Annotated in this window: 18 protein-coding genes; 7 read left to right on the plus strand and 11 right to left on the minus strand. The window is 69.1% G+C overall.

The annotated features are described in order from the left end of the window. Nucleotides 1-26 precede the first annotated feature (26 nt). Nucleotides 27-1,748 (minus strand): 3-oxosteroid 1-dehydrogenase, encoded by a 1,722-nt coding sequence (gene kstD, locus VF106_RS49195; RefSeq protein WP_330847047.1) that lies wholly within the window; start codon nt 1,746-1,748, stop codon nt 27-29. A 192-nt stretch (nt 1,749-1,940) separates the two neighbouring features. On the opposite strand from kstD, the gene VF106_RS49200 reads away from it, so the two are divergent. Continuing rightward, nucleotides 1,941-2,939: an MASE1 domain-containing protein gene (locus VF106_RS49200; protein WP_330847049.1), complete on the plus strand. Its 999-nt coding sequence runs from the start codon at nt 1,941-1,943 to the stop codon at nt 2,937-2,939. A 520-nt stretch (nt 2,940-3,459) separates the two neighbouring features. Further along, nucleotides 3,460-4,158: a hypothetical protein gene (locus tag VF106_RS49205; protein ID WP_330847050.1), complete on the plus strand. Its 699-nt coding sequence runs from the start codon at nt 3,460-3,462 to the stop codon at nt 4,156-4,158. Nucleotides 4,159-4,237: 79 nt separating this feature from the next. Here VF106_RS49205 and VF106_RS49210 read toward each other — a convergent pair whose 3' ends face one another. Together VF106_RS49210 and VF106_RS49215 are read right to left on the minus strand one after the other, a co-directional pair. After that, nucleotides 4,238-4,855: a hypothetical protein gene (locus VF106_RS49210; RefSeq protein WP_330847051.1), complete on the minus strand. Its 618-nt coding sequence runs from the start codon at nt 4,853-4,855 to the stop codon at nt 4,238-4,240. 86 nt (nt 4,856-4,941) lie between these two features. Beyond that, complete coding sequence (locus VF106_RS49215; RefSeq protein ID WP_330847052.1) at nt 4,942-6,222, minus strand: MFS transporter; 1,281 nt, start codon at nt 6,220-6,222, stop codon at nt 4,942-4,944. 67 nt (nt 6,223-6,289) lie between these two features. On the opposite strand from VF106_RS49215, the gene VF106_RS49220 reads away from it, so the two are divergent. Further along, a complete protein-coding gene (locus tag VF106_RS49220) occupies nt 6,290-7,234 on the plus strand; it encodes an Lrp/AsnC family transcriptional regulator (protein ID WP_330847053.1) in 945 nt (314 codons plus the stop codon). 48 nt (nt 7,235-7,282) lie between these two features. Beyond that, nucleotides 7,283-10,528, plus strand: a complete 3,246-nt coding sequence (locus VF106_RS49225) for an AfsR/SARP family transcriptional regulator (protein WP_330847054.1) — start codon at nt 7,283-7,285, stop codon at nt 10,526-10,528. Here the strand turns inward: VF106_RS49225 and VF106_RS49230 are convergent. Then, entirely contained in the window at nt 10,513-11,520 is a 1,008-nt protein-coding gene (locus VF106_RS49230) for a hypothetical protein (protein ID WP_330847055.1), read from the minus strand. The genes VF106_RS49225 and VF106_RS49230 overlap by 16 nt on opposite strands. 204 nt (nt 11,521-11,724) lie before the next feature. On the opposite strand from VF106_RS49230, the gene VF106_RS49235 reads away from it, so the two are divergent. Then, complete coding sequence (locus VF106_RS49235) at nt 11,725-12,321, plus strand: TetR family transcriptional regulator C-terminal domain-containing protein (protein ID WP_330847056.1); 597 nt, start codon at nt 11,725-11,727, stop codon at nt 12,319-12,321. Here the strand turns inward: VF106_RS49235 and VF106_RS49240 are convergent, their stop codons facing one another. Next, nucleotides 12,322-13,383: an LLM class flavin-dependent oxidoreductase gene (locus tag VF106_RS49240; protein WP_414639246.1), complete on the minus strand. Its 1,062-nt coding sequence runs from the start codon at nt 13,381-13,383 to the stop codon at nt 12,322-12,324. It abuts the gene before it with no gap. After that, a complete protein-coding gene (locus tag VF106_RS49245; protein WP_330847058.1) occupies nt 13,277-14,206 on the minus strand; it encodes an EamA family transporter in 930 nt (309 codons plus the stop codon). The genes VF106_RS49240 and VF106_RS49245 overlap by 107 nt, the downstream gene beginning before the upstream one ends. A gap of 40 nt (nt 14,207-14,246) precedes the next feature. Here VF106_RS49245 and VF106_RS49250 point away from each other — a divergent pair, with 40 nt between their 5' ends. Continuing rightward, on the plus strand, nt 14,247-14,735 hold the full coding sequence (locus VF106_RS49250; RefSeq protein ID WP_330847059.1) for a MarR family winged helix-turn-helix transcriptional regulator: 489 nt from the start codon (nt 14,247-14,249) through the stop codon (nt 14,733-14,735). 22 nt (nt 14,736-14,757) lie between these two features. On the opposite strand, the gene VF106_RS49255 is transcribed toward VF106_RS49250, so the two are convergent. From VF106_RS49255 to VF106_RS49270, 4 genes are all read right to left on the minus strand, one after another. Further along, on the minus strand, nt 14,758-15,228 hold the full coding sequence (locus tag VF106_RS49255) for a DivIVA domain-containing protein (RefSeq protein ID WP_330847060.1): 471 nt from the start codon (nt 15,226-15,228) through the stop codon (nt 14,758-14,760). 274 nt (nt 15,229-15,502) lie between these two features. Beyond that, a complete protein-coding gene (locus tag VF106_RS49260; RefSeq protein WP_330847061.1) occupies nt 15,503-15,880 on the minus strand; it encodes a WD40 repeat domain-containing protein in 378 nt (125 codons plus the stop codon). 244 nt (nt 15,881-16,124) lie between these two features. Further along, nucleotides 16,125-17,558 (minus strand): aminotransferase class I/II-fold pyridoxal phosphate-dependent enzyme, encoded by a 1,434-nt coding sequence (locus tag VF106_RS49265; protein ID WP_330847168.1) that lies wholly within the window; start codon nt 17,556-17,558, stop codon nt 16,125-16,127. An 8-nt stretch (nt 17,559-17,566) separates the two neighbouring features. After that, nucleotides 17,567-18,724, minus strand: coding sequence for an MFS transporter (locus VF106_RS49270; RefSeq protein ID WP_330847169.1), 1,158 nt, complete (start codon nt 18,722-18,724; stop codon nt 17,567-17,569). Nucleotides 18,725-19,094: 370 nt separating this feature from the next. Here VF106_RS49270 and VF106_RS49275 point away from each other — a divergent pair, with 370 nt between their 5' ends. Continuing rightward, a complete protein-coding gene (locus VF106_RS49275) occupies nt 19,095-19,244 on the plus strand; it encodes a hypothetical protein (RefSeq protein WP_330847062.1) in 150 nt (49 codons plus the stop codon). Nucleotides 19,245-19,628: 384 nt separating this feature from the next. Here the strand turns inward: VF106_RS49275 and VF106_RS49280 are convergent, their stop codons facing one another. Next, the gene (locus VF106_RS49280; RefSeq protein ID WP_330847063.1) at nt 19,629-19,835 is read right to left on the minus strand and encodes an MbtH family protein; all 207 of its coding nucleotides are present in this window, start codon (nt 19,833-19,835) and stop codon (nt 19,629-19,631) included.

Consider the following 19,835-nt stretch of genomic DNA (forward strand, 5'->3'; position numbering starts at 1 on the left):
GCCTCGACACCAGCGCCGCGGCATCCTCAGATGTCGTTTGCCGCTATGTAGCCGAAGGTCATTGCCGGGCCGATGGTCGAACCGGCGCCCGCGTAGCTGCGGCCCATGACCGCGGCGCTCGCGTTGCCGGCGGCGTACAGACCCGGGATGACCGTCCCGTTTGAACGGAGTACTCGCGCCCTGGCGTCCGTGCGCATGCCGCCCTTCGTGCCGAGGTCGCCGGGGACGATCTTGAAGGCGTAGAAGGGCGGTAGCCACAGCGGTGCCAGGCAGGAGTTCGGGAAGATCGCCGGGTCCGTGTAGTAGTGGTCGTAGGCACTCGCGCCGCGGGCGAAGTCCGAGTCCGTGCCGCTCAGCGCCTGGCTGTTGAACCGGGAGACCGTCGCGCGCAGTGTCGCCTGCGGAACACCGATGGCCGAGGCCAGGCCGTCGATCGTGGCCGCGCGGTGCACGGCACCGGAGGAGTACCAGTCGTTCGGCAAGGGGAACGTCGGCACGACATCCTTGAACAGGTACCGGTTCCGGTAGTTCTGGTCGACGATCAGCCAGCCCGGGATGCACTGGTCGGTCGGGTTGCGTTCGTACATCACGTGCACCACGTCGCTGTACGGGGCCGCCTCGTTGACGAACCGCTCGCCGCCCGTGTCGACGATCATGCCGCCGGGCAGGGTGCGCTCGGCCAGGCAGAAGTACGGCTCACCGGGCAGCGGGATGGCCGGACCCCACCACGCGTCGTCCATCAGGTCCAGCGCGGCCCCGGCTCGTTGGCCCGCCTGGATTCCGTCGCCGGTGTTCGATCGCGCGCCGACCGTCCACTGTGTTCCGATGGGCTGCTGCTGGTACTGGTTGCGCATGGCGGCGTTGTGCTCGAACCCGCCGGAGCCGATGATCACCCCGCGCCGCGCCTTGATCACGCCAGCCGGTACGCGGACACCGGTCACCCTGCCGTTCTCGATCACGAGGTCCTGCAGCGGGGTGTTCAGCAACACCGGCACGTTCGCCGACATCAGCCCGGCCCGCAGCCCGGCGGCCAGCGACTGCCCCATCGTCAACGGCTTCTCGCCGCGCAGTGCGGCCGCGGTGCCCCTGGCGAGACACTCGGCGGCGACCGCGGCGCCGCGCACGTTGACCGCGGACAGCGCGAGCCACTTGTAGTCGGCGCTGAACACGACCATCCCCGCCGGCGTGGCCAGGTACGGCGGGTTCAGCTTGGCCAGCTCGGCGCCGAGGATGTTGCCGTCGAGCTGGTCCGGCTCGATGGAACGCCCGTTCGGCAGGCCTCCCGGCAGCTCCGGGTAGTAGTCGCTGTAGCCCTGCATGAACCGGAACCGCAGCGGGCTGTTGGCCATGACGAACGACAGCATCGCCGGACCGTTGTTGAGGAACGCCTGCTGCCGGGCGGCGGGAATCGAGGGTCCGACGACGGCCGCGAGATACGTGGCGGCCTTCTGCGGCGTGTCGGGGACGCCCGCGCGGAGGATGACCTCGTTGTTGGGAATCCAGATGCCGGCCCCGGACCGGGCCGCCGAGCCGCCGAACGTGGCGGCCTTCTCGATCACCACCGTGCTGAGTCCACGGCGGGCGGCGGTCAGCCCGGCCGTCATGCCGGCGGCTCCGGCGCCGACCACGACCACGTCGTACTCGCCGACAACGGCGGCGACCTCGGCCTCGGCGACGGTGTTCGCGGTGACCGCGAGTGTGGCACCGACGGCGGCACCGCGAAGGACTTGCCTGCGAGACAGCTCCATGTCGGCAAAATTAGAACCTGTTACAGCAGTATGGCAATCAGATTGCCCTTGCCGCACTAACACCTACGGCCAAACGACTGAAATTCGTTCTATCAACGATGGCCGCGGCGGGGCGACACGGAGGGCGATCGCACCGCTCGATCCCGGAGGGCGGCTTGCCTCGGCGACACCCGGCCACGCACACTGTGCCCCGTGCCTCTGACGGCCCGGCGACGCCGGTACCTCACCGACGGCGTGCTGATCCTCGTCGTGGCCGTTGCCTACTTTCTCGCCGCCAAGATTGGACTCAATCTCGCTCTTGTGCGTGGCCAGGTCACTCCATTGTGGCCACCCACCGGCATCGCGGTCGCGAGCCTGCTGCTGTTCGGTATCCGCTGCTGGCCCGGCATCACGGTGGCCGCCTTCGTCGTCAACGCCGGGTTCGGGCCGTCGATCCCAGCCGTCATCGCGATCTCCGCGGGCAACACGCTCGGGCCCGTCTGCGCCTACCTGCTCCTCACGCGGTTCGGTTTCGACGCCGACCTGAGGCGGCTCAAGGACGTCCTCGCCCTCATCTTTCTCGGTGCCTTCACCGGCATGTTGGTCAGCGCCACCATCGGCGCCGGCACCCTCGTGCTGGCCGGCGCGCTACCCGCCCGCGACTTCTGGTCCACCTGGTCGGTGTGGTGGACCGGCGACGCGATGGGCGTGCTCGTCATCACCCCCGTGCTGCTCGTCGCCGCGACCGCCCGCTTCAGCCGGCGCATCCCGCTCGCGCGCTGGCTGGAGGCCACGGCCGCGTTCGCCGGCCTCACCGCGGTCACGCTGATCGCGACCAGTACCGCCGCACAGCTGTTGTTCCTGATCTTCCCCATGCTGCTCTGGGCAGCACTCAGGTTCCGGCACAAGGGCGCGGCGCCGGGCAACCTGATCGTGTCGATCACGGTCGTCGCCGCGGCGGCGGCCGGGCAGGGCCCGTTCGCCGACCTCGAGCTGCTGCCGATGATGATCACTCTGCAGGCGTTCAACATGTCCGCCACCCTCACCGCCCTCCTCCTGGCCGCGATCACCTGCGAACGCGACGAGGCGGAGCACACCCTGCACCGCGCGGTGGCCCAGCTGTCCGACGCCGTCGCCACGCTGGAGCCGTACAGCCTGCTCCGCAACGCCCGGTTCCAGCAGGTCATCCACCAACGCACCGATCGGCCCTAGAGCCTGCGATGAGCAGGCGAAGGAACCCGCGAATTCGGAGCGGCATCCTTCGCGGCGTGGGCGGTAGCCGCCTCTCGCCGAGACGGCGAATGCCCCGACTCGCTGGCAGTGCTCGTTGATTTGACAGAGCAACCCGCCGCATGAGCAGCTGCGCGTGGCGAGACCTCCCTGAACGGCGCGTGCCACGGTCGAGGTCATGATCACGGTCGAGGCCGCAGCATGAGCGGGATTCCATCGGGCGATGACGGCGAGACTTGATCTTTCAGCCCAAAGGTGCGTCCAGTCGTTCGATCGTAAGGGCGGACAGGTAGAGCGCTCACGAGAGGAAAGAAGGAACGTTTACTCGCCCAGCACGAGCTACGTACCAATCGGGTAGACGACTTTCGGGTGGCATATGTCGGACGGCCGAAAACATTCTGGATTCAAGTCATCGCAAACCTTGTGACCCTAGTCACTCGTTTCGATTTGCAGTAGCTCCAAAGGAGGCCTTCAATGGAGCCTCCCGCAGTCAAGGAGAAGAATGGACGAAAAGGAGCCCGCTGCAGTGGGACAAGATCCGGCCAGCGGCGGTCATGATCCAAAAACCAAGAACCCCGCACACGAAGGCCGCACACTGCATTGGACCCGCGTCGCTGCGGTACTTACCGGTGTCGGCGCGGTCGGTACGCTGGTATTCGGGATAGCGAGTGCTTGCGGAAGCGATGATCCATCAACACCAGACGTGAGCCAGAAGGGTACCGGGAACAACTACTGCACAGAGGGCTCCACATGCCCCGTCAACGTCACGCAAGTGCAGCAGATCGTGCAGGACGCTGAAAGCGTGGCCGGCAGCAATGACACGGAGATGAGGAAGCAACTCCGAGCGGCGCCCGACGCGACGAAGCCGCCGACCGGGTCGGGGCCGTATCCGTTCCTCGTGGTCGACACCGGAGATCTTGGGTTGTTCGCGCGTACCAGCAATGTGGTGAACGGCGTGCGGGTTGGAAACTCCGGCAACCATGAATTGGTTTGGGCCGATTGCATGGAGCAGAGCGACTTCACCCCGAGTGATGTCTCCGGGGAGACGAATGTCGGGCCCCTGTGGGTCCAGGTTCGCTGGAAGCATCTGGACGGCGGTCAAGTTCGGGGCTTGTCGGAACCGAACGAGACCCAGACTGCTTGGATGTACCGGGGAGACCTGGAGCCTGTGGGTCACAACGGTGACATTCCTACCTGCTAGGGCGCGAAAGGCGGAAGGCGATCGGCCTCGCATCCGAGAGGAGTGCGAGGCCGATCTCTTCTGGTCAAGGGGACGGTAGTTACACCGGGTAGGTCCACTCCCAGCCGCGCTGACCGTCCTCCTCGGCGCTCATGAGCTGGAGGGCGATGATCCCGGATCCCTCGGTCACCTCGAGGTCCATCACGCCCTGGTACTGCTGGTTGGGGCCGTATGTGTCCGGCAGATTGTTCGTCGTGGGGTCAGCGCACATCCCGAAACTGGTGTCGCGGGTGACACCGTCCTTGCCGATCTCCACGAAGTTGAACGGGTTGATGACCCCGCCAACCCGGTCCACCACCTTCAGGTCGTTGCCGGTGGCGATCCGCAGATGCAGCAGCAACGTGTGCCCGTTCTCCGGATGGGAACCGAACTCGCCGCACGGCGGATCCACCTCTACCTGGTCCACTGCGAAGGACACACCACCGTCGCAGTTCTTGCCGGCTCCTCCGAAGCACGCCAGTTCGCCGAGTTGCTTGACGATGAGCCCGCGCTCGTTGGTCTGCTGGGCCTGTGCCGTCTCGGCCGCGGCGCTGCCGCCGGCGTCGGGCAGTTTGGGTGCGTTCTCACCGTTTCCTGCGCTGGTCGTGTCGTTGGCGCAGCCGGCAAGGGCAAGCACCGCGCATCCGATCAGCGCCAGACGCTTCACGAAGTTGTTCACGTTCCCCAGTCCTGTCTGTTAGGTGATCTCGGATCATCGCATCGCTGTGCGCCGAGCCGTGGTTACAGGCGTCGCTCGGGCCACGGCTACTGCGCGTTCCAGATCAGCGTGGCCGTCGGCGCGGTCGCGGTGACCAGTCCGGCCGCCAGCCAGAACGCAGGTGTCGGAGAGTGGCTGTGCAGGAATGCCGTGCCGAGAAGCGCGGTGCCCAGGGTCGCGCCCAGCTGCTGCACGGCGTTGAGGAGTCCCGCCGCCGATCCGGTCTCATGTGGACGGACGCGGGACAGCGCGGTCGTGAAGAACGGCACCGTGAACAGACCGAGCCCCAGCCCACCGAGCGCCAGCGCGCCGAGCAGCGTCGACGGCGACGCGATGGCCATCAGGATCCCCGCTAGCAGGAGCCCGAGCCCGGCGAACGCCACTCGTGGGCCGGGCACGAGGTAGCGTCCCGCGACCCAGGACGACACCGCCAGCCCGCCTGACCACGGCAGCAGCGTCAAGCCCGAGGTGAGCACGTCCCGGCCCTGGTTCAGCTGCAGGTCCAGCACCACGACGAGCACGAGTCCGTTCATCACCGCGAAGAACAGCGTCGACGTGACGAGCGCGGCGGGGAAACCGCGGTGATGGAACAGGCTCAGCTCGACGAGTGGGTGCCGGCGGGTGCGTTGGTGGTAGCCGAACACGAGCAGCACCAACACACCCGCGCCGACCATCGCCCAGTTTCGTTCGGTGCCGATCAGCGGATACACCACGAGGCCCGTGCCGAGCATGGCCAGCCCCGTGCCCTGGAGGTCCAAGCGCGTGCGGCGGGTGGCGCGGTCCTCGGGAAGCAGCCGGCCGGCGGCGAGCACGGCGAGCGAGATCGGGACGTTGACCAGGAACACCACGCGCCACGACGTGACGTCGGTCAGCACGGCGCCGAGCACCGGGCCGGTCACCGCGGAAAGTCCCACCACCGGGCCGTTCCAGCCCAGCGCCGCGGCCAGTTCCTGGCCGGTGAACATGGTCTTGATCAGCCCGATGGTCTGCGGAACGCACAGCGCCGCGAACGCGCCCTGCACGGCACGCGCGCCGATCAGCACCGCGGTGGCCGGCGCCAGCGCGCAGCACAGCGAGGCGAGCGCGAACCCGGCGACCCCGATCAGGAACATCCTCCGGCGGCCGGCCAGATCACCAAGCCGGCCGCCGGTGATCAGCAGCACGGCGAACGGCAACGTGTACGCCGCGCCGAACCACTGGATGTCGGACGCGGGGCCGCCGAGGTCGGCGTGGATCACCGGCGCCGCCACCTGCGTGATCGTCGCGTCCAGCACGTTCATGGCCTCGGCCGCCAGCACGATGGCGAGCCCCGCCTGCTTGGTCATCATGCGAGCTACCCTGAGATCGATGTAGCACATGTTCCATCGAGCGCGGGTTGATTGGACGGAATCTTCCATGCTGGACGCGGTCGACCGTGGTTTGATCCACGCACTGAGCATCGACGGCCGGGTGGCGTTCAGCCGGGTCGGGACGGTACTCGGGGTCTCGACGCAGACCGTCGCCCGTCGCTACCAGCGGCTACGCGCCGAGGAAGGGTTGCGGGTGGTCGGCCTGCCGGACCCGGACCGGACGGAGCTCACGCAGTGGCTGGTCCGGCTCACCGCACAGCCGGCCACAGCGCGGACCCTCGCCCGCTCGCTGGCCCGCCGCTCCGACACGTCGTGGGTCAAGGTCACCTCGGGTGGCACGGAGATCGTGGTGATCGTGCACGCGCCGGCCGGCGCGCCCGCGCTGCTCAACGACATCCCCCGCACGGCAAGCGTCACGGCCGTGTCGGCGCACTTCGTGCTCCACACCTATCTCGGCGGCCCGACCGCCTGGCGCGGCCGCCTCGCCGCCCTCGACGACGAGCAGCGGAAACTGTTGCGGCCACCGGACATCGTGCCCGGCGACGAGCCGCTGACGCGCGACGACCACGCCATCATCGATGCCCTGCGCCACGACGGCCGCCTCAGCAACACCGACCTGGCCGCGGCGACCGGTCTGTCCGCGGCGACCGTGGCCCGCCGGCTGGGCGACCTGCGCGGCCGCGGCGCGCTGTTCTTCGACGTCGAGATCGACGCGGCCCGCTATGGCGTCACCACGCAGGCGTTCCTGTGGATGGCCGTCGCGCCGGCCGAACTTGACGAGGTGGCAACGGCTCTCGCCACGCACGACGAGCTGGCGGTCGTCGCCGCCACCACGGGCCCGACGAACCTGATCGCGCACGCGTTGTGCCCGGATCCGCCCGCACTGCACCGGTATCTGACACGGCGGCTCGGCGCGCTGCCCGCCATCCACACCCTGCACACGGCCCCGGTACTGGAAACGTTGAAAGCGACGGGGCCGATCAACCCATAAGGGCGTTCCGGATATACCACACGACATAATGGCGCTGGGGTGAGCCGGATGCGATTTCGGGTCCTTGGTCCGATGCAGGTCTGGCACGGCGACGGGTGGCAGTCCATACGGGCCGCGCAACCACGGGTCGTGCTGGCCGTCCTGCTCGCCGAGGCTGGTCAGGTGGTCAGTGCGGACCGGCTCGTCGACGAACTGTGGGGTGAACGCCCGCCGAGGACCGCGCTCAACACCATCCAGGGATACGTTGCCCGGCTGCGGAAACTGCTCGGCGGCACCGCGGAATCCCGCCTGTTGACCCGAGATCGCGGCTATCTGCTGGATGTCGCCGACGGCGCACTGGACTCGCACGTGTTCGAGCGGCTCGTCGAGGCCGGGCAACGCAGTGTGGCCGCCGGCGAGCTGGCCGCCGGGGTGGACCTGCTGGTCGAGGCGCTGGCGCTGTGGCGCGGGCCGGCGCTGCACGACGTGCCGACCTCCCCTGTCGTCACCGCCGAGGCGAACCGCCTGGAGCAGCGACGGCTCACGGCGCTGGAGGCGCGGCTCGGCGCGGAACTCGCGCTGGGCCGACATGTCGAGATCGTCGACGAGCTGCAGCGCCTCGTCGACGAGTTTCCGTTGCGCGAACAGCTTCGGTGCCAGCTGATGCTCGCGATGTACCGGTGTGGCAGGCGGGCCGAGGCGCTCGACGTCTACCGGAACGGTCGTGCGGTGCTGGTCGCCGAGCTCGGCATGGAACCCGGGCCCGAGCTGCGTGAGCTGGAAAGGGCAATCCTCGCCGACGACCGCGCCCTCACCAACACGAGAACCACGCGGCGGGTCACGCCAGCGCAAATCCCCGGCGGTGTCGCCGGGTTCACCGGCCGGCACACGCTTCTGCGGCAGCTCGACGGCTTGTCGCCGCAGCGGGGACCGGCGGTCGCGATCGTGACGATCACCGGGACGCCCGGTGTCGGCAAGACCGCGCTCGCCGTGCACTGGGCGCATCGCGTGCGGGACCGGTTCGGCGACGGCCAGCTGTACGTGAACCTGCGCGGGTACGCGGCCGGCCAGCCGGTGCGGCCGATCGACGCGCTCGCCCGGTTCCTGCACGCGCTCGGGGTGCCGGCCGAGCAGGTGCCGACCGACGTCGACGAGGCCGCCGCCCTCTATCGCAGTGTGCTCGCCGACCGGCGCATGCTCGTCCTGCTCGACAACGCGCACCACCCCGACCAGGTCCGGCCGCTGCTGCCCGGCGCGCCCGGCTGTCTCGTGCTGGTCACCAGCCGGGACGCGCTGACCGGCCTGGTCGCGCGGGACGGCGCGCGGGGACTGCGCCTCGACGTGCTGACCGGGACCGAAGCGAACCAGTTGCTCACCTACCTGCTCGGCGACGACCTCGTACGAGCCGAACCCGCCGCGGTCGCCGAACTGGCCGAGCTGTGCGCGTACCTGCCGCTGGCCCTGCGCATCACGGCGGCCAACCTCGGCGAGCACACCGTGGCCGAGTACTGCGAGCTGCTGCGCGCCGGCAACCGGCTGGCCGCACTGCAGGTCGACGGCGACGAACAGGCCGCGGTGCGTGCCGCGTTCGACCTGTCCTACGCCGCACTGCCGGACGACGCGCGCCGGCTGTTCCGGTTGCTGGGCCTGGTGCCGGGCACGGACGTGACAGTGGAGGCGGTCGCCGCGCTCGCCGGCATCGACAGTGCCACAGCTGGCGACCTGCTGACCCGGCTCGCCGCCGCACACCTGGTCGACCACCACGCGGACCGGTACGGCTGCCACGACCTGCTTCGCCTGTACGCCAGCGAACGGGGCGAGCAGGAGGACAGCGCAGCCGAACGGGACGCCGCGGTACATCGGCTGTATGACTGGTACCTGCGCACCGTCGACGCCGCCGCGACCCTGCTGTACCCGCAGTCGCGCCGGCTCACGCTGCCCCCGGCCGACGGCGCCGACACAGCCGGCAGCGCCTTCGCGGACAACACGGCGGCACTGGCGTGGTTGGACGCCGAGCGGCACAACCTGGTCGCCGCGGTGCGGCACCGACCGCTGCCCGTGGTGGCCCTGCTGGCCGACGCACTGCGCGGCTACTTCTGGCTTCGTATGTACACAGTGGACTGGCTGGCGGTCGCGCACGCCGGCCTCACGGCAGCGGAAGCCAACGAGGACCTCACCGCGCAGACCGGCGCACTCCTCAGCCTCGCCGACGCCAACTTCCGGATGGGGAACTACCAGCAGGCCATCGAGTTCTCCACCCGCGCACTCGACACCGCACGAAGAACCGGCTGGGCGGAAGGCGAAGCCGCCGCCCTCAACAACCTGGGCAACCTGCACAACCTCTCGGGCCAGCCGCGAGCGGCCGTGGAGTTCTACCAGACCGCCCTCGCGCTCAACCAACGAATCGGCCGGCTGACCAGCCAGTTCAACAATCTGGGCAACCTGGGCATCGCCTACCAGCACCTGGGCGACCTGCAGGCAGCCCACAGACGGTATGCCGAGGCACTGGCGATCGGGCGTGAGATCGGGGCGCCCCACGCGGAAGCGGCCAAGCTCAGCGATCTCGGTTCGGTACTGCACGACCTCGGCCGGCTCAACGAGGCACGAGATCACCTGCTGCGCGCGCTGACCCAACACCGTGAGGTCGGCGACCGGGCCACGGAGATCGAAACCCGCAACCGACTGGCCGACGTTCTCAGCGATATCGGCGAACAAGCCGTCGCGCTCGAGCACGCACAGGCGGCGCTGACCATGGCACGGGAGATCGCATACCCACACGGTGAAGTCGACGCGCTGAACACATTGGGCACCGTCCACCTGCGCCTTGGGCACAAGAGCACCGCGGTCGACCATCACCAGCAGGCGGTGGCTTTGGCCCGCGACACCTCCCATCGGCACGGCGAGGCTCTCGGTTTGATCGGTCTGGCCGCCGCACGCCGAAGACCCGAAGACGCCACGCAGACAATCGATCTGGCGAACAAGATCGGCTACCGGGTACTCGAAGCCCGGGCCAGGACCGTTCTGGCGGCCATCCAACTCGACCGGGACGAGTTGTTCGAGGCCGAGGACCTCGCACAGCTCGCGCTCACCTCGCATCGGGAAACCGGCTACCGCCTGGGTGAAGCGCAGGCACTGCTGGTCCTGGGTGAGGTCGCTGAGCGAACCGGCAACCCCACCCAGGCATCGGAACGGCGGCGCGATGCGGCCATACTGCTGGCCGACATCGGCGCCGCCGCTTCGGACACCGCGCACTCACCAGGCCGGGGGCTGGGGTGGGCAAGTGCGGCTGCGGTGTCACGTCATGAGGGTGAGTAGTAGTTCAGCGTGAACACCTGGTTGGCCGGCGCGCCGGCCCCGTCGAAGCAGGCGACGTCGACCGTGCCCGGCCACTCCGGATCGGCGAGGTTGAAGTTCCAGCCGGTCGGGACGCAGAAGCCGGCGGTGTCACCGTTGACCGAGACGTGCAGCGTGAACGCCTCCGCCAGCGCGCCATGGACCCGAACCTGGTAGGTGCCCACGTTGGGGACGGGCCGCCGCACGACGTGCGTGTAGCCGTTCGGCCCCCGGTTGCGGTTGGGGTCGGGAGGGTAGGGATCCGGGCTCGACCAATCAGGCCGGTCAGCCTGGAGGTAGCCGAAGTGCTCCGTGTCACCCCCGATGATCGACCGCTCACGCGCGTAGACGAGTGTCCACTGTGGCGGGACGGGTGACTGCCCGAACAGGTTCTTGCACTTGACTTGTGCGGTCACACCGGACGTCGTCTGGACCCACGACATGACCGAGCAGCGAGCAGGCGACCGCCCCACCGCGGTCACCTGTACGTTTCCGCCGTTGGTGAAGCCGGCTCGGGTGAACTGGACGGTCGAGACACCCGACGACGCGTCGGTGGAGATACTCGTCCCGCCCGGGAAGCTCGTCGCCTGGGGTCCGCTGAACGCGAAGCCGTAGGCGCTGTTCGCCGGAGAGTCCGCCGGCGGCGAGAAGAACGTCAGCATGAACTTGCTGTTCTTGCGGGCCGTCCCGGCGTAGCAGTCGACATACATCAGGCCGTTCGAACCGAAGGACGCGAGCTGGCAGTGCACGCCGTTCCCCCCGACAGCGGTGACCATGGGGACACCAGGCGCTCCCACGCCGTCCAGTTCCACCCGGTAGCGGCCGTCGGCGTACTTCGTCACCGAACCCTTGGCGCCGTCTTGGTTCTCGGGCACGTATGTGCCCGTCAGCGACTCCTTGTCCGCGTAGAGAAAGGTCCAGACCCCCGGCCGGACCTCCGCCTGGACGGGCGCGGCTACCGCCAACGCCGACAAGACCGTTACCGCTAGGACTACCGCTCTCCTCACTTCCCCCATCTCCCCTCGTGCACTGCTCAGCTGCGTGAGAGAACCTTCGCTGTCCTCGCTGAGTTGGCGCTGAGTTGGCGAGTCAGGTGTGCGTGAACTAAACGTACGGTCGACCGTATGTTTTGATAATGGGTGTACGGTCGACCGTACGTTTAGAGCGCGGGAGGCTGGATGAGCAAGACCGATGGGCGGCTGCTGCGCGGCGCCCGGTCCCGGCAGACGATTCTGAAGCACGCTGTCGACCTGGCCTCGCACGACGGGCTGTTCGGTCTCAGCTTCGGCCGGCTGGCCAGCGACCTCGAGGTCGGCAAGAGCAGTGTGCAAACCCTGTTCGGCAGCAAGCAAAAGCTGCTGCTCGAGACGATCGAGACCGCGGCGGCGGCGTTCCAGGACGCGGTCGTCAAGCCCGCGCTCCAGGCACCACGCGGGCTGACGCGTCTGCGAGCGATGATCGACGCCTGGATCGTCTACGCCGAGGAGCCGCTGTTCTACGGCGGCTGCTTCTGGGCCGCCAACCTCGCCGACTTCGATGACCGTCCCGGGCCGGTCCATGACGCGTTGTTCCGGCATCGGCGGGCCTGGCGGGATGGCCTGACCGCGGAAGTGCGGCACGCGATCGACTCCGGCGACCTCACCGACCGCGACCCGGACCTCACGTCGTTCCAGCTCGAGGCCGTGCTCCTCGCCACGAACACCGCGTTGCGGCTCGGTGAGAAGGGCGCGGTGTGGCGGGCGCGCTACGCCATCGACGCGCTTCTCAAGCCGTGATCACTCCGCCGGGTGCCAGCCCAGCGCCGGGCCGAGCTTCTCGGCGATGTCGGTCAGGATCTGCACGTAGTCCTCGTGGTCGAAGCTGAACGGCAGGGCGAAGGCGACCTCGTCGATCTCCCGGTACGCGGCGTGCGAGTGCAGCCGCTCGGCGATCTCGTCGGACGTGCCGACGTAGTCCGGGGAGAACAGCAATCGCGCCGGGCCCTGCGGGGACGCGGTTCTTGGCAGGCGTTTGGCCGCGTACTCCGCGTACTTGTCCCGTTGCGCCGCGGTCGCGCTGTCCGTCGGGACGACCACCAGGCCCTGCGACACGCGTGCCCGGTCACCGTCGGGATGCTTGGCGCGGAACGCGCGCACGTGTGACAGCTGGATCTCCGCGAAGTCGATCGACTCGCCCTCCGCCTTCACCACGCTGCTGGTCAGGAAGTTCATCGCGTGCTCGCCAGCCCACTCCGCCGACCGCAGGCTGGCGCCGCCGTACCACATGCGGCTGCCGAGTCCGGGCGAGTGCGGCTGCACACGGTCGGAGAACACCTCGAAACCCTCGGTGGCGGGGGCCGCCGTCGCGGGCTCGCCACGCACGAAGCCCAGCAGCCGCTTCACCCGCTCGTAGCTGAAGTCCTCGACCTCGGCCGTGTCCGGGTACAGCGCCTCCTTGACCTCCTCGTACCGCATCGGCGGGCCGACGCTCAGGCCCGGGTTGAGCCGGCCGCCGGAGAGGATGTCGACGGTCGCCCAGTCCTCCGCGAGGCGCAGCGGGTTCTCCCAGCCGAGCGGGGTGACCGCGGTGCCGAGGTGGATGCGGCTCGTGCGCTGGGACACCGCGGCGAGAACCGCGACCGGCGACGAGATCCCGAACTGCAGATGGCGGTGACGCACCCACGCGCTGTCGAAGCCGAGCCGCTCCCCCAGCTCGATGATCTCCAGCGTCGACTCGTGGCCGCGGCGGGGATCAGCCTCGTCGAACAGCCCGATCGTCAGAAAACCCAAGTTCCGCAGCGGTTTCGGCACGCCGCCGATGGTACGGCGCTGGCGGGCTCGCGGTGGCGCGCCCAACATGTGGAACGAGGATCCCGGCGAGCACCAGCGCCAGCCCGCACAGCTGCCGGAGGCTGAGCGTCTCGGCGGCGATCGCCGTGCCCAGCAGCACACCGGTCACCGGGTTCAGCAACCCGACGAGCCCGACGGTCCCCGCGTCCAGGTGCCGCAGACCCGCGAACCACGCGGCGAAGGCCAGCGCCGTCGCGATCACCGTCACGTACGCGAAGCCGAGCACGGCCGGCCCGTCGAGCACCGGTACCGGCTCGGCCAGCACGGCCACCGGCAGCAGGACGAGCGCGCCGGCGATCAGCTGCCAGGCGGTCAGCGACAGGACGTCCACACCGTCACTCCACTTCTTCGCCAGCACGTAGCCAAGCGAGGACATGACCATCGCGCCGATCGACGCCAGCACACCGCGCGGGTCGGCCGCCACCACGCCCGAGAACAGCATCAACGCGACTCCCGCGATCCCCAGGGCGGCGCCGAGAAGGTGCCGGGGCCGTGGCGGGGTGGCGACGAGCAGCCACGCGAACAACATCATCACGATCGGCGAGGTCGCCATGACCGTGGCCGCCACACTCGTCGGCAGCAGCTGCGCGGCGACGTAGATCAGGACGAAGAACGCGCCGACATTCAACGTGCCGAGAACCAGCGACCGCCACCACCACGACCCGCTAGGCAGCCGTCTCCGCAGCGCGAGCAGGAGCAGGCCGGCCGGCAGCGCACGGAGAAGAGCACCGTACAGAGGGTGACCGGCGGGCAGGAACTCGTGCGTGACGTAGTAGTTCGAGCCCCAGGCCACGGGCGCGACCGCGGTGACGAGCACCCATTTAGCTTCCACGGAAGCTACTATAGCTTCCCGGGAAGGTATATTGGCTCTCGTGAAGGACCACGTCGCACGAATACAGGCAGAGTGGGCACGTGAGCGCCCTGACCTGGACGTTCGTCCACAGGGCGTGATCGGGCGGCTGCACCGGTTGGCCGGGCACCTCACCGAGCAACTGTGTGTCGTGTACCGGCGCTACGGCCTCGGCGAGGGCGAGTTCGACGTGCTCGCGGCGCTGCGCCGGGCCGGGCCACCGTTCGAGCGGGCCCCTGGCGAGCTGGCGCAGTTCACGATGGTCACCACCGGCGCGATGACCAAACGCCTCGACCGCCTGGAACGTGACGGGCTGGTCGCCCGCCGACGCAGCGCCGCGGACGGCCGCGGACGGGTCGTCGCCCTCACGCCCGCCGGCCGCGAACTGATCGACCGCGCGTTCACCGAACACATGGCCAACGAACACCGCCTGCTGTCCGATTTGACCGACGAGCAGGCCGCCGAACTGGAGAAACTGCTGACCCAGTGGCTGACCCGCTTCGAAAGCTGACCAGCTGAGGGCGGGAGCAGGGTCAGCGTGGCCTGTTGTTGCCGTTCTGCGTGTTCTGCACGCGGCCTATCAGGCGGTAGAGGTTGGCCAGTTCGGCACTCAGTGCGTCACGGATGCCGCCGATGCGGGTGCCGACCGCTACCGCGGCGGCCGCGAAGTCCTCACCCTGGGCCATCATCGGCATGGCGCCCGCGCGTTGGGACGCCTCGGCGACGATGCGGGCCGCTCTGGCGCGAGCCTCGTTCTCGATCTGTTCGGCGACGGCCTGGGCGCGCCGGACGATCGCCTCCGCGTTCCGTTGGGCTTCACCCATTACTCGATCGGTGTCCGCCCGCTTTTCCGCGAGTTTTGCGGTCAAGTCCTCAATCGTGTCGGCGACCAGGTCCAGGAATGCGTCGACCTGCTGCTCGTTGTACCCGCGAGAGAGCCGGCTCGACTGGTCGAAGACGACCGACTGGACGTCGTCGGAGGTCAACTTGCCAGGTCTGCTCACTGCACTCCACCCACTCCTGTGACATCACGAAGTGATATCGCTGGCCCCGGTCTCGAACGAGATAGTAGGCGACCTGTCAATGGTCTGACCGGATCGAAATCCAGGGAAATGGAATTCCGCCGTTCAACTTCGCACTCCAAAAGCCTTTCGCTCCTCCGCGGTGAGCTCCCGGGTGGCGCGCGTTCTGACCAGCGCGAGGACCTCCCGAGTGTCGCCGCAGACTTCGCAGTCTTGCACGCGGACCGAGCCGTCGTCGTGTGTCGTGAGTAACTCGTCACGCCAGCTGCTCACACTCTCCACGGTCGCCTGGTAGCCGCGGAACACGACCTCGCCCTCCTCGCCATCGACCGGCCAGCACCCGCACCGAACCACCACCGCCCGGCCGGACACGTACGGTCCCCTCGTGCCCACCGCTTGCCACCAAGCGCCCGTCCGCCGAGACCGCGACGGAGGAGACCGGGCCGCTGTGTCCATCTTGGATGGTCGGCTCGCCGGTCACCGTGGCGGGCCAGACACACACCGAACCGTCGGCACAGCTGGTGACGACACGGCGACTGTCCGGGGTGAACGCGACCGTCGACCGCGCCTGACCGGTCAACTCCCGTTCCAGCGCGCCCGCGCTGCTCATCACCGGGCGCTCTGGTCGGGGCATCGGACAAGTATGCCGCCGAGCCAACACTGTGCGGAGTTGTTTGTCCGGGCTGGTCACCGGAAACCGCACAACTCCTTGGCGACTACACCTGTTCAGGGGCAGCCGCTCCGTCACCGCCCGAGGGGAGGTACCAGGAAATGATCGGCACGAGGGACTTCACGTTCGTGGCCATGAGCTGACTGTCACTGGGGGTACGGCCAGGTCCGGGTCATCTGGGGGATCCGGACCTGGCCTTCCCGGTCGGTCACGTCGAGGCGGCATCACGGATGGCGCGCCATCCTGCCTCGACATGACGTTGTTCGGTTCTGGTGCCGCCCAACGCCATCCGCAGCACAACGCGACCCGCGATCTTCGTGTGTGTCAGGTACAGCGCGCCGCTGTCGTTGAGTGTCTCCATCAGCCGCAGCGTCGCGGCGTCGGCTTCCTCTGGTTTGCGGCCGGGCCAGCGGGGACGGAAGCACACAAGGCCAAGCGTTTGCGGCTCGTGCAGTTCGAAATCCGGGTCCTCGGCGACCCACGCCGCCAACTTGGCCGCCTGCGCGAGACCGGTGCGGATGTGGGCACGAAGGCCTTCCGCGCCGTACCACCGCAGCACGGTCCACAGTTTCAACGCGCGGAACCGGCGCCCCAGCGAGATCTGCCAGTCCCGGTAGTCGACGACCGCCCCGGTGGACGTCGCCGCGTTGCGGAGGAACTCCGGGTGGATGGCCAGCGCGCCGAGCAGCGGCGTCCGGTCGGCCACCCACATCACGGTGCAGTCGAAGTTGGTGAGCAGCCACTTGTGCGGGTTGGTGGCGTAGGAGTCGGCGTACTCGGCCACCCCGTCGTGGAGTGAGCGCAGCTCCGGGCACACCGCGGCGACCCCCGCGTAGGCGGCGTCGACGTGCAGCCACACCCCGTGCCGGCGGCACACCTCGCCAACGGCCCGAACCGGGTCGACGGCCGCCGTGGACGTGGTGCCGACGGTCGCGCAGACGAGCACGGGCACCGCCCCGGCGGCGATGTCCTCGGCCAGCATCCGGTCAAGTGCCACGGGATCCATCGCGAGCGTCTTCGGATCGACGTCGACGATCCGGACGTTCTCGGCACCCACCCCGGCGACCCGGGCGCCCTTGGCCAGTGAGGAATGCGTTTCGGAGGACACGTACAGGGTGTGCCGTCCGGTGAGGCCGGCCTGTGCGATCGTGCCGCCGCTGCTGCGGTGCAGTGCCGCGACGATCGCGAGGAGGCTCGCGCTGGACGCCGAGTCCTGGATAACGCCGCCGCCCGCGTCGTCGGTCCGGAAGTGCGCCGGCAGACCGAGCAACTCGGCGAGCCAGTCGACGACGACGGTCTCCAACTCGGTGCACGCCGGGCTGGTCGCCCACAGCATTCCCTGGACCCCGAGGCCGGAGGACAGCAGGTCGCCGAGGATCGCCGGACCGCTCGTGTTCGACGGGTAGTAGGCGAAGAAGCTGGGATGCTGCCAGTGGGTGATGCCGGGCAGCACGATCCGGTCGAGGTCGGCGAGGATCTCCGCGAAGCCCTCGCCGTGCTCCGGCGGATGCTCGGGCAGCGCACGCCGCACGTCCCCCGGCGCGACCTGAGCCCGCACGGGCAGCGACTCGACGTTCGTGAGGTAGTCGGCGATCCAGTCGACGACCTGCTTGCCGTACTCGCGGAACTCGTCCGGCGTCATGTGCTGGTTCATGGCGTCCTTCCTGTTGCCGCTCGCATTGTGGCGGCACAGGCCACCACGACCACGGCCAAGGCCAGCAGGCCGGTCGTCGTGTTCGTCGCCACGGCGATCGCGCCGACGAGGAGTGGTCCGCCCGCGTCGCCGAGTTCGCGGCCGACTTCGGCGCTGCCCATGGTCTGGCCGAGGCGTTCCGGTGGCGTGGCCGCCGCCAGCGCGGCGAACCCCAACGGCGTGACCAGGCCCGTGCCGGCGCCGATGACCGCGGCGGCGGGGAGGAGGCCCAGCAGACCTGGCACGAGGGCGGTGATCGCGAACCCCGCGGCGGCCACGAGTAGTCCGGCCGTCATGCCGGCGCGGGCACCAAGTTTGCCGCTGTCGTGGCGACGGCCGGCCCACGGTTGGACCAGTGCGGCCGTCGCGGCGAGCACCGACACCACCGCACCGGTGACCACGGGGTGCAGGCCCGCGCCCTGGACGGGCAGGAACCCGACGCCGACGGCGAGGCAGGCGGTGGACGCCGCCAGCGCCGCGGTCGGGGTGAGGAAGCCGGGGTGCAGCAGCCGGCGCGCGAGGTCGACGACCGTCTGCCGTGCCCGCGGCAACGGCGGCACCACGGGCGCGACGGCCAGGGCCCAGAGCGCGACCCCGGCCGCGAGCACGGCAAGCGTGGCGAACAGGAGGGGAAACCCACCCAGGGCGATCAGGACACCGCCGAGCAGCGGGCCGAGCGTGTAACCGATTCCTTTCCACGCGCCATACCCGCCGAAGGCACGGCCCTGGCTTGTGGCGGGCGTGAGCCGAGCGACCATCGCACTCGCGGCCGGCGAGAACGCGGCCGCGGCCGCACCCTGCCCGAACCGCGCCACCCCAACCACGGCCGGCCCCGTCGCGAACACACACACCGCCGACACCGCCGCGAACGCGACCAACCCGCCGAGCAGCACCGGCCGCGGCCCGATCCGGTCGGCCAACGACCCGAAGACCGGCTTGAGCACGACCTCCGCACCGTCGTAGACCGCGAGCAACACCCCGAGCGTCAACAACGACGCCTGCTCGGCCGACGCGTAGCCCCCGAGCCCCGCCGCGATGCTGTGCGCCCCGAACGCGGTCACGAACCCGGCCGCGTACAGAGGGAACGTGGTGCGCATGATCTGCCATGCTCGCATGTCATCCACGGCGACGGCGTACATGCCCGCGCGCTGGACTTGTAGGCACTCGCGGCGTTCACCGCGGGCCTCTCCGGGTGCACGAGTGTCCCATTCGCTCGGACTGACCCCCGAAAGTTGTCCACAGGGGCCCGCGACCTGGGGTTTTGTCTGTGTCGGTTGGTACGATGGCCTCGGGGTGGCCCCCGGGTATGGGTGGGGGATGCCTACGCAACCATCTGTGTTGGCGTTGATCATGAAACGGTCTCGGGCGATGTCGGGGCGTTGAACCCGGGCGGCCGTTTCGCGGTCTGACGGCGGGAAGTGCCCGTTTCGCGGGCGGTTCGAGTCGGTGGCCGTGCGAGGAAAGGCGTCCTTCATCACGCCCACGGTGAGGAAGGTTCCCTTCACCGCACCGAACCGCATCGCCCTCGACCAGGCCCTGAAGGGCACCCTCGGGACGGTCAGCGTCCTCAAGGGCACCCTCGAGACATCGGGAACGCCCGGCCCGCGCCTGGTGGTGCTATCAGCGTTGTCTTGAAAGACGCTCTCGTGTCATTGAAAGTCTTGAGCGCGTCGTTGATGACAACGGCGATGTCCCGATCGCGTCTTTCGAGACAGCGGTGTGCCCGCTGGACGCTACGCACTCGGCGCCCGCGAGGCAGCCAGCCTGACCAAGCCCGCGCCCCTCGCCCAGTTTGACGTAACCCCGGGCCTACGCAACCATCTGTGTCGGCGTTGATCGTGAACGGCGCATCCGCGAGGCGGTTTCACGGCGGTTGGGCCGGATCCGGCTTCGGTTCCTGAGGGGCACCCCCGGGACGTTCAGCGCCCCCAGGGGCATCCTTGAGGCATCGCAACGCTTAGTGGGCCGGGCGCGCGGTGCCCGGCCCACTAAGCCCGAGGTCGGAACCCCGCGCGCACCTCACTCCATCGCGTCGATGAGGCTCTGTGGGCGCATGTCCATCCAGTTCTCCTCGACGTAGTCCAAACAGGACTGGCGGTCCGCAGGGCCGTGTGCGGTTCGCCAGCCGGCGGGGGCGTCCACAAAGGACGGCCACAGGCTGTGCTGGTTCTCGTCGTTGACCAGTACCAGGTAGGTGGCCTCGGGGTCCTCGAACGGGTTGGTCAC

Source organism: Actinophytocola sp., assembly GCF_036378875.1.
Classification (GTDB): domain Bacteria; phylum Actinomycetota; class Actinomycetes; order Mycobacteriales; family Pseudonocardiaceae; genus Actinophytocola.

What these genes read in the sequence shown, in the direction of transcription:
- kstD (WP_330847047.1), bottom strand. Translation starts at nt 1,748, where the DNA reads ATGGAGCTGTCTCGCAGGCAAGTCCTTCGCGGTGCCGCCGTCGGTGCC.
- VF106_RS49205 (WP_330847050.1), top strand. Translation starts at nt 3,460, where the DNA reads ATGGACGAAAAGGAGCCCGCTGCAGTGGGACAAGATCCGGCCAGCGGC.
- VF106_RS49215 (WP_330847052.1), bottom strand. Translation starts at nt 6,222, where the DNA reads ATGATGACCAAGCAGGCGGGGCTCGCCATCGTGCTGGCGGCCGAGGCC.
- VF106_RS49220 (WP_330847053.1), top strand. Translation starts at nt 6,290, where the DNA reads ATGCTGGACGCGGTCGACCGTGGTTTGATCCACGCACTGAGCATCGAC.
- VF106_RS49225 (WP_330847054.1), top strand. Translation starts at nt 7,283, where the DNA reads ATGCGATTTCGGGTCCTTGGTCCGATGCAGGTCTGGCACGGCGACGGG.
- VF106_RS49235 (WP_330847056.1), top strand. Translation starts at nt 11,725, where the DNA reads ATGAGCAAGACCGATGGGCGGCTGCTGCGCGGCGCCCGGTCCCGGCAG.
- VF106_RS49240 (WP_414639246.1), bottom strand. Translation starts at nt 13,383, where the DNA reads ATGTTGGGCGCGCCACCGCGAGCCCGCCAGCGCCGTACCATCGGCGGC.
- VF106_RS49260 (WP_330847061.1), bottom strand. Translation starts at nt 15,880, where the DNA reads ATGCCCCGACCAGAGCGCCCGGTGATGAGCAGCGCGGGCGCGCTGGAA.
- VF106_RS49265 (WP_330847168.1), bottom strand. Translation starts at nt 17,558, where the DNA reads ATGACGCCGGACGAGTTCCGCGAGTACGGCAAGCAGGTCGTCGACTGG.
- VF106_RS49270 (WP_330847169.1), bottom strand. Translation starts at nt 18,724, where the DNA reads ATGCGAGCATGGCAGATCATGCGCACCACGTTCCCTCTGTACGCGGCC.